At 63.0% G+C, this 13535-nt stretch carries 13 protein-coding genes; 3 read left to right on the forward strand and 10 right to left on the reverse strand.

The genetic code is table 11. The features are described 5' to 3' along the window. Positions 1–11: 11 nt before the first annotated feature. From LWE61_RS05415 to LWE61_RS05430, 4 genes are all read right to left on the reverse strand, one after another. Positions 12–1163, reverse strand: coding sequence for a Gfo/Idh/MocA family protein (locus LWE61_RS05415; protein WP_234149002.1), 1152 nt, complete (start codon positions 1161–1163; stop codon positions 12–14). A 453-nt stretch (positions 1164–1616) separates the two neighbouring features. Further along, a complete protein-coding gene (locus tag LWE61_RS05420; RefSeq protein ID WP_234149003.1) occupies positions 1617–2222 on the reverse strand; it encodes a TetR/AcrR family transcriptional regulator in 606 nt (201 codons plus the stop codon). Positions 2223–2544: 322 nt separating this feature from the next. Next, the gene (locus LWE61_RS05425; protein WP_234149004.1) at positions 2545–4944 is read right to left on the reverse strand and encodes a TonB-dependent receptor; all 2400 of its coding nucleotides are present in this window, start codon (positions 4942–4944) and stop codon (positions 2545–2547) included. 764 nt (positions 4945–5708) lie between these two features. Beyond that, positions 5709–6122, reverse strand: a complete 414-nt coding sequence (locus tag LWE61_RS05430; RefSeq protein ID WP_234149005.1) for a thioredoxin domain-containing protein — start codon at positions 6120–6122, stop codon at positions 5709–5711. A 56-nt stretch (positions 6123–6178) separates the two neighbouring features. Here LWE61_RS05430 and LWE61_RS05435 point away from each other — a divergent pair, with 56 nt between their 5' ends. Further along, entirely contained in the window at positions 6179–8143 is a 1965-nt protein-coding gene (locus tag LWE61_RS05435) for an energy transducer TonB (protein ID WP_234149006.1), read from the forward strand. Positions 8144–8231: 88 nt separating this feature from the next. Here LWE61_RS05435 and LWE61_RS05440 read toward each other — a convergent pair whose 3' ends face one another. From LWE61_RS05440 to LWE61_RS05460, 5 genes are all read right to left on the reverse strand, one after another. Then, on the reverse strand, positions 8232–8558 hold the full coding sequence (locus LWE61_RS05440) for a YnfA family protein (protein ID WP_234149007.1): 327 nt from the start codon (positions 8556–8558) through the stop codon (positions 8232–8234). 164 nt (positions 8559–8722) lie between these two features. Next, positions 8723–8944 (reverse strand): aminotransferase class V-fold PLP-dependent enzyme, encoded by a 222-nt coding sequence (locus LWE61_RS20760; protein WP_407696192.1) that lies wholly within the window; start codon positions 8942–8944, stop codon positions 8723–8725. Positions 8945–8970: 26 nt separating this feature from the next. Next, entirely contained in the window at positions 8971–9399 is a 429-nt protein-coding gene (locus LWE61_RS20765; protein WP_234149008.1) for an aminotransferase class V-fold PLP-dependent enzyme, read from the reverse strand. An 83-nt stretch (positions 9400–9482) separates the two neighbouring features. Continuing rightward, positions 9483–9740: a hypothetical protein gene (locus LWE61_RS05455; protein ID WP_234149009.1), complete on the reverse strand. Its 258-nt coding sequence runs from the start codon at positions 9738–9740 to the stop codon at positions 9483–9485. Between the two features lie 62 nt (positions 9741–9802). Then, a complete protein-coding gene (locus LWE61_RS05460; protein WP_234149010.1) occupies positions 9803–10540 on the reverse strand; it encodes a DUF1223 domain-containing protein in 738 nt (245 codons plus the stop codon). Between the two features lie 221 nt (positions 10541–10761). On the opposite strand from LWE61_RS05460, the gene LWE61_RS05465 reads away from it, so the two are divergent. Together LWE61_RS05465 and LWE61_RS05470 are read left to right on the forward strand one after the other, a co-directional pair. Beyond that, positions 10762–11298 (forward strand): sigma-70 family RNA polymerase sigma factor, encoded by a 537-nt coding sequence (locus tag LWE61_RS05465; protein ID WP_234149011.1) that lies wholly within the window; start codon positions 10762–10764, stop codon positions 11296–11298. Then, positions 11295–11936: a DUF1109 domain-containing protein gene (locus LWE61_RS05470; RefSeq protein WP_234149012.1), complete on the forward strand. Its 642-nt coding sequence runs from the start codon at positions 11295–11297 to the stop codon at positions 11934–11936. The genes LWE61_RS05465 and LWE61_RS05470 overlap by 4 nt, the downstream gene beginning before the upstream one ends. 348 nt (positions 11937–12284) lie before the next feature. Here LWE61_RS05470 and nhaA read toward each other — a convergent pair whose 3' ends face one another. Continuing rightward, positions 12285–13499, reverse strand: coding sequence for a Na+/H+ antiporter NhaA (gene nhaA, locus LWE61_RS05475; protein WP_234149013.1), 1215 nt, complete (start codon positions 13497–13499; stop codon positions 12285–12287). Between the last annotated feature and the right edge of the window lie 36 nt (positions 13500–13535).

Genomic DNA, 13535 nt, shown 5'->3' on the forward strand with positions numbered 1-13535 from the left:
GGGAAACTCCTTCAGGCGATCTGGCTAAGGTCGATCCAGGCAGCGTTCTGGCTGCTGGATTGCAGGCTGGCGCGGATGAAGCGCATGCCGGACAGGGCATCCTCCATCGTCGCGTAACCGGGTTCGTCACCCGCTTGCGCCTCGCCTCGGATGGCGGCGCCGAACGCGGCGTAGATGTTGGCGAAGGCTTCCAGATAGCCCTCCGGGTGGCCGCCGGGCGTGCGCTGGATCGCCAATATGTCGCTGGCCAGATAGGCGCGGTTGGCGCCCGCGTGCCAGATTTCGGTCGGCCGGTCGCGATAGCCGACGCGCAGGCTGTTCGGCTCCTCCTGCCGCCAGTGCAGCCCGGCTTCCGCGCAATAGACGGAGATGGCGAGGTCGTTGATGTCACCGACGCAAATCTGGCTGGCGGTCAGCGTGCCCTTGCCACCGCCCGCGAGGCGGAACATGGCCGCGCCGTCATCGTCGATGCGCCGTCCGTCCAGCATGGTCAGTTCCGCGCTGATCGACGCGATGCGCTCGCCCGTGATGAACTCGACCAGATTGGCGGCATGGGTGCCGATGTCGCCGAACGCGCCCGCATCGCCTGACTGGGCGGGGTCGACGCGCCATGCGGCCTGCTTGTTATTTTCCAGGTCGGCGGCGCGCGACAGCCAGTCCTGCGTATATTTCACCATCACCCGGCGGACGGGACCATAGTCGCCCGCGGCGATCAGGCGGCGGGCCTGCTTCACCAGCGGATAACCGGTGTAGGTGTGGGTGACCGCGATGCGGCGACCGGTGCGCGCGGCGGCTTCCGCGATGGCGTGGGCGTTGGCCAGGCTGTCGGCCAGCGGCTTGTCGATGATGACGTCGAATCCGGCCTCCAGCGCGGCGATGGCGGGCGGTGCATGCTGGTGGTTGGGTGTGACGATGGCCACCGCCTCGATCCGCTCGTCGGCGGGCAGGGCGCTTTCCCGCTCCAGCATTTCAGCCCAGCTGCCATAGATGCGGTCGGCGGGCAGGCCGAGCGCCTCACCGGATTCGCGCGCCCGCTCCGGGGTGGAGGACAGTGCGCCGGCAACCAGTCGCCAATTGCCGGCAATCGCCGCAGCCGTACGATGGACGCCGCCGATGAAGGCGCCCTTGCCGCCGCCGATCATGCCATAGCGTATGGGTTTCATTGCAATATCGGTCCTTGGTTTCGCACAAAAGGAGAAGGGAGAGGGGCCGGGAAACGGCGAGCCATGCAGCGGATGGACACAGGCCGGGTATCACGGCCGGGATATGAGGCTGAGCGGTAGCGTTACCAGTTCAGCGCGGACCCACGCATCGGGAGCGGCTTTGGGTCGCGGAACAATCTCGTCTCAGCATAGACCTTCCTCTCCTACATGCCCGTGCGCCCTTTTCTCGTGGAGGGGTTGTGAGCCGGTTTGCCGTTCATTTATTTGTATGAGTAAAATATTTCAAGGGCAGGGTCAATGCGCCAAAAAGCGGAAAATCGAACCTTTGCCGTCAACTATTCCTCTCTCTTTTCATTAGTTCATAAAATCAACTTTCTAAATGGCGAAATCGCGGGATGGGTTGCGGATGGTCGATGCCGCGGCCGTCTCGCCAAGCGGAGTTTCCCTGCGCCATCAGGATGGGGGTGGCAGAATCTTGCTGATCGCGCTGTCCCATTCGGCCACCAGGTCGAAGATGCGGCTTTCCCGGAGCCATTGCATTTCCAGCCCGCCGATCAGGGCCAATATCTGGCGCGCGGTCGACAGCGGGTCGGGCACGAGGTCCGACACCATGTCCCGAAACACGTTGAGGACAGCCATCTCGCGCGTGCGAAAGAAGGTGAAGGCGGGATGGTCCGGCACCACCGCCTCTGTCCGCAATATCGCATAGAGACGGATGATTTCCGGTTGTTCGGCGTTGCGCGCCATGATGGCGCGCAGGGTCGTCAGGCAACTGTCCCGCGTGGAGGGGACACGACGGTCCTCCGGCGCCAGCAAGGGGAGGATGGCCTGCTGGTCGAGCCGGTCGCGCATGTCGAGCAGGGCGATCAGCAAGCCCTGCTTGGACCCGAAATGGTGCAGGATGCCCGCCGTCGTCAGCCCGCATCGCCGCGCCAGCTCGTTGATGCTGAAGCCATGATAGCCCTTTTCGCTCAGCGCGCGGATGGCCTCCGTCAATATGGCCTCGCGCCGCAGATCCTTGTTCATGCGGGAGCGGGGGGCGGTCTCGACGTCTAGCAAGCGGTTTCGCCTCCCGGCAATATAGGGGTTGGCGCTGGGCCGGATGATCTGGGCGTCATGATAGGGGTGAGGGGGGCGTCGCCGTCAAGGGCGAAGCGGGCTGTACCTCTGACCGGCGGATAGGAATGTTCGGCAGGCAGGGAGATTCGGGACATAAGAAAATGGCCGGTCGGGATTACCGACCGGCCAGTGTGACGCTAGCTCAGGGAGACCAAGTTAGCGTTATAGACTATTCGGACCGGTCCGTTCGCCGCCAATGGCGCGCAAGCGGGGGCCGGGAGATGGGAGCGTTCCCCGATGCGAAAACGCTCCCGTGCCCGATTTACCGCGAACCGAAGGCGTAGCGGAGGCTGACGCCGAACTCGCGCGGGGCGGTGTAGGTGATGCCGCGATAGTTGGACGTGCCGGTCACGCCGGTCGCACCGATGTTGTAACCGGTGGTGTTGGCGCTGGCGTTGCGGCTCAGGACGCGCTTCGTCTCGGTGATGTTCTTGCCGTAGAAGCTGAGTTCCCATGCCCCGCTGGGGTCGCGGACACCGGCATAGAGGTTGAGAAGAGCGTAGTTCTTCACATCGTCGATGCTGTTGGCCGGGTCGTTCTGCGAATTGCCATAGAGGTTCAGCAGGCCGCGCAGATAGCCATCCGCCTTGTCGCTCAGCGGAACGCTATATTCCGAGGAGACGGTGGCGGACACCAGCGGGGCGAAGCTGGAGCGATAGCTCACGCGGCAGCCGGCAACCACATCGCCATTGGGCAGGCGCCCGTTGGTGACGGTGGGCACGGTCGCATTGGCGTCGGGGATGCCGTCGACATTGGCGTCGTTGCACGGGATCAGGCCGTTTTGCACCTTGCCCAGCGCATAGCTGCCCGAAGCGTTGATGCTCCAGTGCGGGGTCACACGGAACGATGTCTCCACCTCGACGCCATCCACCTTGACCGGCACCGCGCCGACGAAGTTGAACACGTCGGCAAAGGCCGCGCCACGGCTGGTGTTGACGTAGAACACGCCGCTGCCGCCGACACGATAGGGATAATTCTCGAAGTCCTGATGGAAGGCGGAGACGTTGAACGTCACGCGCTTGTTCAGCCAGTTGGACTTCACGCCGATTTCATAGGATTTTGATTCTTCCGGGGCGAGGCGGATGAAGCTCTGCTCCAGCGCGGTGCGCGTGGGGTTGAAGTCACCCACCACGTTGATGCCCGGACGCCAGGACGAACCGAAGCTCGCATAGACCATCAGATTGTCGCTGAAACGATATTTCGCGTTCGCCGAGTAGATCCAGGCGTTGAAATTATCATTCTCGTTGGCGGCCGCGACGGTTGCGCCGCTGACGACCAGCGAACCGATCGCCTTGTAGTTGATGTAGCGTACGCCGCCGGAAATTTCAGCCGCGTCGCCCAGATGCAGGGTGACGTTGCCGAACAGCGAACGCTCGATGCTGCGACCACGGCGGGAAATTGGCGTGGTGACGGCGGTGCTGCCGGTGGTGGGCGACGGCAGGCCGAAGAACACCAGCGTCTGACGGGTCAGGTCGCTGGGCGACTCCAGCCGGTTGACGAACGCGCCGCCGACATAGTCCAGAACACCGAACAGCGGCGTTTCGGACGACAGGCGCAGTTCATGCGATTCCTGATGCGCTTCGGTGTAGGTGTTGCTGCCGGTCGTGCTGGGCGCGGCGGTCGTGCCGAAAGCAGGACCGAAGAAGTCGCCGCCGTCGAGCATGTTGCTTACGCGCAGCGTCTGGTCGCTCTTGGACCCGACATAGTTCAGCTTCTGGCCCGCGAAATGATATTCGCCGGCCCAGTTGTAGATGTTGAACAGCTGGCGAATGGCGGTCGGCGTTTCCGCCACGGCGCGGCGGTCGGCGGCGGTGATCGGCGTGGTGGTGCCGAGCGGTGCGGTGATGACGCCGGTCGATTCCACCTGATCGAACTGGCGCGAGCGGCTGATCATATGCTGGTAGGTCGCGCTGAACGACAGGTTGTCGGTCGCCTGGAGCAGGGCGGACACGCGCAGGCCGCCGGTGCGGGAATAGGGCTTGGTCGTCGGGTTGTTGACGCTGCGGACCCGGTTGCCCTCATTCTCTTCCAGGATGCCGGCGACGCGGATGGCGAACACATCCTTGATGACCGGCAGGTTGAACGCGCCGTTGACGTTGCCGCCCTGGAGGGTGGTGGCGGTGCCCTGTGCATAGCCGCCAATCTCGTGCAGGTTGGGGCGACGGCTGGTGATGGTGATCGAGCCGGACGGCGATGCGCGACCGCGCAGCGTGCCCTGCGGCCCGCGCAACACTTCGATCTGGCCGACGTCATACATGTTCTGGAACAGGAAGCCCGACGAGATCGGGGCGTCGTTCATGTAGAATTCGATGGTGCCGTTGTTGCCGCTCGACTTCACGTCATAGTTGACGCCGCGCATGGACGACGAGGTGCCGATACCGTCGGCGTTCGACGACAGGGTCAGGCCGGGCACGACGGACGTGATGTCCTCGAACTTGCGGATGTTGAGCTTGGCGATGCTCTCGGACGTCACGGCGTTCACGACGAGCGGAACGTCCTGCGATGTTTCGTCCTTGCGGCGAGCCTGCACGATGATGTCGGCTTCGGCATTGGCGACGGTGCTGTTGTCGGAAGCGGTCTGCGCCTGAACGCTGGCGCCCGACAGGATGAGCGCGGCAAAGCTGACGCCCTTGAGGAAATTCCCTGACTGCAATGTTTTCATTGTGATGACTCCCCTTGAGTTTGAACGATGTTCCGGGTGCCCCAGCCGAACGCGGCTTATGTTCTTCACGCGGTTCCAGGGAATGGCCTCCCGGTCGCCGCATGATCTGCCGATGGTCGTGATGGGGAATGGGCTGTTGGCGACGGTCGTCCGTAAATTAACCGCCTATGCCCGCGCAGATCAGTGCCAGCCTCTCCCATTGAGCCGATCTCATTCCCGTCGGCTTGTTAGGGAAATAGTAGGAGTTTAAATGGTGAGTCAAGTGGCCCATAAAATTGGTCAGGCCATATGATGTATTTATGTGACGGTTTGGCAAGAGTGGGATTCGGATGAAACTTTGCTCTGTATCATGAAATATAAGGATATTTTTTTGGATTCCGGTGCGCCTCCGCAATATGGCCGACCGAGTGATATTTGAAGGCGGAGCCGAGTGGCAATTTTACTTACTGATGGGTTGGTTGGTAAATTGTCGGATCAACGGGTAAATACGCCCTCATCCGCGATCATGCGGTGGCCTGTCAGATTATGTGCAGTCGGGCAGGGAGGGTTGGCGACCGCCCATGATCGGGGCGATATCCCATGGGATCGGTCGTCGCGGCGTTTGGCCGCGCCAGCGTGGCGTGCTTTTGTCTCTGGATTTGGCGGGATGGCCCCTGCGCGGTGGGCGATGTGGCGCGCACCTCATGCCCAGATCGGCGGCACCGGCGGCGCATCGCCTAGTCCGCTACCGATCAGTTAGTGGCAGAGGATGGGGGTAAGTCGGTTTAGCGGCACAGGGCGCGAAAGCGGGACACGTCCGGCGGCATCAAGGGCGCGCGCCATTCGGCACAACGTTTTCCGCGCCCGTCGAGCATCACCGCATAGGGTAGTCCCGCGGCATCGCCCGCCATCTCCTCCAGCAACTGTTGCGCGCGGTCCTGCTCGACCAGTTCGACATTGGCCGGGTGCACAGACACCAGCCGCCGGGCCGCACCGTCGGTCCAGGCGATGACCAGCCGGTCGGGTGCCGCCGCCGCCGCCAGCTTGGGCAGGTTGCGCAGTTCGACCAGGCAGGGCGCGCACCAGCTTGCGCCAAAGAGGATGATGGTGCGATTATCCGCCGATGACTGGGGCGTTACTGCAAATGCTCCATATCCACTCAATATCGCGCCGAAAAGCGCCAGTGGAATCATGGACAAGCGTGGCATGTCTTCATAATAGTCCGTGCAACGGGAATGGACAGGGGAATAGAGGCATGGCCGCAGCATTGATCTTCCTGCTGGCAGCGGCAGTTCCCGGCGCGGTGGCGGCGTCACCGGAAACACTACCTTCCCAACAACTGTTCGATCAGGCCAGTGCTGCCGCCGAAAAGGGGGATTGCCGGACGGCGGCCAGCCTGTTCGACGCGCTGGAAAAACGCAAGGTGCTGAAGCCCGATTCAATCCCGGAGGCGGTCGTTTCCGTGCGCAGGGGTGGCTGCCTTGTCCGCGTCCGTCGCATCGCGGAGGGAGAGCGGGCGATCCAGAAGGGCCTGCCCGTGCTGGAGAAAGCCGGGCCCGACTATGTCAACGACGTGGTGAACGCGACCGAGGCGCTGGGCGATGTGGCCATCCGCTATCATGACCATGACCGGGGGATCGCGCAGTATCAGCGCGTCCTGGGCATGGTCAAAGGTCTCTCCCGCCTGCGCGTGCTGGCGGAACTGGCGAAGGCGACGGCGTTCGACGGGGGCACGACCTCCCTCGCCTATTCGGAGGAGGGTATCGCCCTGATCTCCGCCCTGCCGCCGAAGGACCAGAATAAGGACAGCCTTGCCGTCTTCCATTCCCTCCACGCGCGCACCCTGCTCAATCAGGGTAAGACGCAGGAAGGCTATGCGGAACTGAAGCAGGCGCTCAAGCTGAGCGGCGGCCTGACCGCCCGCACGACGACGAACGAAGTGTCGATGCGGTCGGACCTTGGCATGGCGGCGGCGCTGGTCGGGCGCAAGGAGGATGCGCGGCTGTACCTCGCCTATACCGGGGCCGGTCGGATCGCGGGCGGCGCCCGTTTCACGCGCGGCATGTCGATGGACCCGCCCCTGTGCGGGGAGGAAACCGGCCTGCGTCCCGACGATGTCGCCGTGGTGGAATTCAGCATCAACGAGGATGGATCGGTCGCGGGTGCGAATACGGTCTATTCGCGCGGCAATCGCGCGGTTGCGACCGCCTTTGCCCGTGCGGTGGACGATTGGTACTGGTCGCCCGACAGCATCAAGGCGATCCCGCTCTTCTATCGCACCGGCATGCGGGTGGAGATGCGGTGCAGCACGGCGGGCGGGGATGCGCCGTCCATCCTGTCGCCGGCGAATGCGCGTTTCTGGACATGGGCTAGCAGTCGCCTGCCTGCCCTGCGTACCGAGGAGTCGGGGCAGAAGAAGGTGGAGGCGGTGCGTCTGGCGCTGGCGCAGGATCGGTTTGCGGCGGGGTCGGCCGAGCGGGCGGCGGCGCTGGGCGTTGTGGCGGCGTTGAGCGTCTCTTCTTCTGAGGCGCGCAGTGAGGATACCGTGCGCGCGATGGCCGCCGCGACGGAGGCAAAGGCCCCGCCGGAGGTGGTCAACTGGCTGCGGATCAATTCGGTTCTGAGCGGGGAAACGGGGAAGGATCGCAAGGCGCGCCTGGCGTTGCAGGCCATGGCCGCTGAACCATCCTTTGCCGCCGATCCCTTGTCTTCGGCGACCGCGCTCCTCCTCGCATCCGCCAAATATCGCGGTAGCCGCCTGCCGGAAGCGCCCGCCATGCTCCAGCAGGTGGCGGACGATGGCCGCCTGCCCGACCGTCACCCCCTGCGTCAGGCCGCGCGCATAACGCTGGCCAACCTCGCGGCGGCGGCGGGCGATGGTGCGGCGGCGCAGCGGTTCTTCGCCAGCACGGGCCTGACCGAGCAGCAATGCGCGCTGATCGGCGTGCGACCAGCCTTGCGGAGCAGCGGCGCGGACAGCAACGACTATCCGATGGAAGCTATGCGGATGGGGTTCGAGGGGTGGGTCAACCTGGAATTCGACGTGACCGCCGATGGCCGCACCGCGACCGCGCGCCCCATCGTCGCCTATCCGCCGCTGATCTTCGTCGATGCCGCCGCAGGTATGGCGAAAGGCTTCCGCTACGAGGCGAGCTATCGCCCCGGTGGCGGCGCGGCCTGCACGGCGAACCGGGAGACGGTCAGCTTCATCCTGCCCTGACGGTTTTGTCCCCGGTGGCTGGCGGTGTGAGGGGTTGCCCCTCCTCGGCGATGAGGCATGTGCCGGATTTCGGCGCGGATGGCCTGCGTCAGCCGATGATGCGCGGTTGAAACATAATCAGCCCCATGCCCGCCAGCGCCACCGCTACTCCGGCGATGTCCCATGCTGTCGGGCGAATCCCGTCGACCGCCCACAGCCACAGGATGGCGGCGCCGATATAGACGCCCCCATAGGCGGCATAGACACGGCCCGCCGCAGTTCCATGCAGGGTGAGAAGCCATGCGAACAGCGCGAGCGATACGGCAGCCGGGACGAGCAGCCAGACCGACCGGCCCTCCCGCAGCCAGAGATAGGGCAGGTAGCAACCGATGATCTCGGCCAGTGCGGTTGCCACATAGAGCAGGAAGCTTTTCATCGGCCCGCCATAGCAGATGCCGGGTCGGGCGTGCCAGTGGAGGGGTGGATGGCGGAGAGGTCGGACGGCAGGGTCCGACCAACCCGGATCGAACCCTGCCCTTCTGATTCTGTATTGTCGCATTTTCCGGGCCGGCAGATGACGCCATCTGCTCCGAAAATGCGTTACAGCGCCCTGACCACCCGGATCAGCGCATCCACATCCTCCATGACATTATAAAGGCCGAAGGACGGGCGCACCGTCGCCTCCACGCCCATGCGCCGCAGGATCGGCTGGGCGCAATGATGCCCGGCCCGCACGGCGATGCCTTCCCGTGCCAGGGCCTGACCGATGGCGGGGACGGTGCATTTGTCCATAACGAAGGACACGACGCCCGCCCGCTCCATGGGATCGCCGATGATGCGGACACCGGCTATCTGGCGAAGCGGATGCTCCGTATAGCTGATGAGCTGATGAGCATATGCTCATGCGCGCAGATCGCGGGGCGTCCGATTGCCTCCACATAGTCGAGCGCGGCGCCAAGGCCCACGGCGTCGGCGATGTTACCGGTGCCCGCCTCGAACTTCATGGGCGCACCATGGTAACGGATATGCTCGAAGGTCACGTCCTCGATCATGTTGCCGCCGCCCTGCCATGGCTCCATCGCGTCCAGCACCGACTGCCGACCATAGAGCACGCCGATGCCGGTGGGGCCGTAGATCTTGTGCCCGGAGAAGACGAAGAAGTCGGGGTCCAGCGCCCGCATGTCCACCGGCATGTGCGACACGCTCTGTGCGCCGTCCAAGAGGACGAGGGCACCGGCCGCATGGGCGAGTTCGATCATCAGCTTGACGGGCGTCACCGTGCGGATCGGGAACCGACATGGGCGTACGTCCTGATGGAATGAGAAGGGAATGGGCGCGGCATGGCGCCGCGCCCATCGGCTCAGTGACTGGGCTTCATCATGCCGTCGCCCTTCATCATGTCGGGGTGCATCTTCGACATCTTCATGCAGCCGGCATTCTTCATCATCTTTTCGTGTGGCATCGCCTGGCACTTCTTCATCATCTTCATATCGGCCGTCGACATTTTCATCATCTTGTCGGACTTCATGCCGCCTTGCATCATGGCGTCCTGCGCGAGGGCAGGTGTGGCGGCAGTGATCGATAAAGCCGAGATGGCGACGAGGGTGAGGATACGCATGATGTTCTCCTTGATGGCATCGTTTGAAGGGGTAGCGGGCCGCGATGCCACGGCCGGAAATGTCAAAGTTTGCGCGCCGCGATGATCGGCCCGCCAACCCCGCGCTGGACGAGGATGGCAGATGACAATCCCCGCTCGTTCGCCTGAGGGAGGGCGTAGGATGTCGATGGCCCAGTCCATTCGCCGAGCTTGACCAACTCGCGCACAATGTCGCGATGCGGGAGGGTGTGACCGCCATTCTCGCCAGCGCGGATCGGAACATTGCGCGATCGGGGATCATAGCGAACCAGCCAAACCGTCGAGGGCTTACCTGCCATTGCGCTGCCCAGCCGAAGGGAGGTGCCATCGAGCATGATCGCCGGGCCGCCGCGCGGGGGGCCCGCCTTCGCAATCGTCATGTCGAACGCGCGCTTGTCGCTGCCGACCACGGCGTGGCTGCCGTTGACGATCACCTCGGGCGTTGCGACCTGTCCCTGGCCGGCGGCGGCATAGTCCTGCTGCCGTTCGGTGAAACGAGGGGAGCCGAATATATCCTTCCATCCGAGCCGGTCCCAATAGGTGACGGCAAATGAGAGCGCGAGGATGCCGGGACGGTCGGCTATCGCGTTCACATAAGCGTTAGCCGGCGGGCATGACGAGCATCCCTGGCTCTGGAACAGTTCGACAACGATCGGATTTTGAGCGGAATCGGCCACAGTGCGGTCGTTCTGTGCCGTCCGCGCCTGCGCGATGCCACAGCCAGCCAACAGCGCGGCGGCTGAGGCCGTGAAAAACGCCAGTGCTGATCGTTGGCTGGGCATGGGGGTCTGCCTCTCGCTTGGGACCCGGCAGAACCGCCAGGCTGACAATCCCCATACGTTGGCGCCCACAGGTTGGTTACAGGCCCAGAAATATAAAATCCGTGTGGGTGCCACGACGGCTATTGAACGGTTGTGGATCGAGTTGCTCGCCGACGTCGGAAAAACGACTGCGGTTTGTAACGATCTCGCTGTTTCACGCGAATGGACTTGCAGGAGCGTGCATGCGGGTAACCGAAGACCAGCTCAAGAAATGGATGTTGGAGGGGCTCGACGGTGATGCGTCGTCGCACGCCAGGCTGTTGCGCGAGCTCGTCCCGATATTGCGGGGATTTTACAAACGAACCATGACCGACGGCCACGCCATCGAAGACCTTGTGCAGGAAACGCTGATCGCCGTGCATACGCGCCGTATGAGCTTCGATCGGACCCGGCTGTTCAAGGCGTGGCTCTTTGCCGTCGCGCGCTACAAGATGATCGATCACTTCCGACGGGAGCGGCAGACCTGCCCCATTGATGATCTGGAAGACCTACTGGCCTCGGAATCTTTCGAGGATGCCGCAAACGCGCGCATGGATGTCGACCGGCTCCTGGCAGACCTACCCGACAAGCAGTCCTTGCTGATCCGCAAGACTCGCATGGAAGGACAGAGCGTCGCTGAGGTTGCCGGGGAGACAGGGTTCGGAGAATCCGATGTGAAGGTTTCGGTCCACCTTGGCCTGAAAGCGCTGGCCGCGCGTATCCTGGGGGAACGGCGATGAACTTCGATACGCTCATCGATTCCCTGGCCAGCGACTTGAAGCCCGTCCCGCGTCATGCGGTCGGACGACGATTGTTGTTGGGCATGGCCGGCGGTGGGGCCGTCACGCTCCTGCTGATTTCCATCATCCTGGGGGTCCGCAGCGATCTCGGACTTGCCATGCGCGGTTTCGCCTTCTGGATGAAGTGGGCCTATACGATCTCGCTCGGCATCGGTGCAGTCGCACTTGTGGCGCGTCTCGCAAGACCCGAACCCATAAGGCTGATCGGCTTCTGGCCGGTCACGATTCCGTTCGCTTTACTGGCGGCTCTCGCCGTCACTGAATTGGCGCATGTCCCGTCCAGCGACTGGTTTGCAATGTGGCTGGGCGCTAGCTGGAAGAAGTGCCCATGGCTGGTGCTGATGCTGTCGGCCCCGATCTTCGCTGGATTGCTGTGGTCTTTCAGGCGTCTTGCTCCGACGCGTTTACGGGTGGCTGGCGCCGCTGCAGGACTGTCGGCGGGCGCCTGGGCCGCTACCCTCTATTGCCTGCACTGCCCTGAGGTGTCCGCGCTGTTCGTGTTGACCTGGTATACGCTGGGAATACTCCTTGCGGCAGGAGCAGGGGCATGGATCGGCCCGCGGCTGCTTCGCTGGTGACGCGTCTCGCCAATTATTTTCCATTTCAACCGTCCCGCAGATCGCGGCGGGGAAAAAAGCGGACGGACCGCTGCTGAGAACCCAGTGAATGTCGTGAAAAGGTCGGCGGCGGTCGGGCAGGGGTTGGGACAAACCCGACATTCCCGCGCTGGCCGGCAGGCGTCAGCTAATACCTAAACCTGCCAATCCGAGACGGGCGTGAGAAAAGCTTCCTTGCTTTCCGACCCGAGTTAACAGCCTGCAGCCTCGTGCGGGTGACGATCCTATCCCAGCGAGAAACCGTCGGCCCAATATACCAGAGCAAGGAGTGAGGCGGCAAATGCAAGCCAGCTGATGATATCTCCGTAATCAATGGGCTTTTTCAATCGCTGCCTTTAGGTCCAGATTATCCCGGTTAGGCGTGGTAAAGAGTATGACGTATCCCGCAGCAGCCGAAATGATCGAGGCCAGCAGAACGCCCAACTTAGCGGCATCATTCTGGTGCGAGCCCTCTCCGAATGCTAGGCCGCCAATGAAAAGGCTCATCGTGAACCCGATGCCGCACAAGAGTGCGACCCCGTAAATCTGCCGCCATCCAGCGTCTCGCGGCCGCTCCGCCCAGCCTGCACGGACGAGCAGCCAGACGGCGGTAAAAATCCCGATCTGCTTACCAAGGAAAAGGCCGAGCGAAACACCGAGTGGTACGGATGCAAGGGCGTCGGTCGGTGCGAAGCCTGCCAGTGACACACCGGCATTAGCAAAGCCAAAGATGGGTACGATAAGGAAAGCGACCCACGGGTGCAGGCCATGCTCCAGTCTGTAGAGAGGTGAATTCTGATCGTCAGGCTTTCCCGGTGTTCGGGTAAGTGGCACGGTCATGGCAACCGCGACGCCGGCCAGCGTCGCGTGGATGCCCGACTGGAGAACACACAGCCAGATTGCACTACCGATAATCAGGTAGGGCCAGAGCGACCGCACGCCAAAACGATTGCACAGAACCAGGATGCCGAGCCCCATCCCGGCGCCTGCGAGTGGGACGAGATTGAGATCGGCGGTATAGAAAAACGCGATGATCAGGACGGCGATCAGATCATCGATGATCGCGACCGCCGTTAAGAAGATTTTGAGCGACGATGGTACACGGCTCCCTAGCAGCGCCAGCACACCAAGGGCAAAGGCGATATCCGTAGCGGCGGGTATCGCCCATCCGCGAAGGCCGGCTGCATCGTTTCGGTTGACCAGCACATAGATCAATGCCGGAGCCACGACGCCCGCCGCTGCTGCAGCACCGGGGAGCACCCGATCGGACCATCGGGAAAGCTGCCCGTCCAACACCTCCCGCTTTATCTCCAACCCTACGACAAGGAAAAACAAGGCCATCAGACCATCATTGATCCAGTGCAGCAGACTGAGGCCGCCCAAATGGTAGTGGAGCGCCTCAACATATATCTGCGACAAGGCAGAGTTTGCCACGATCATCGCAAAGACGGCTGAGACGATCAGGATCATGCCCCCCGCCGCTTCGGTCGCAAGAAAGGCGCGCATCATAGAAAAGGGGCGCATGGCGATATCGGGAGCGTTCATAAACTGCTGGTACCCGAGCCGGGCAGATGCTTCCAC

Source organism: Sphingobium sufflavum, from assembly GCF_021403115.1.
Classification (GTDB): domain Bacteria; phylum Pseudomonadota; class Alphaproteobacteria; order Sphingomonadales; family Sphingomonadaceae; genus Sphingobium; species Sphingobium sufflavum.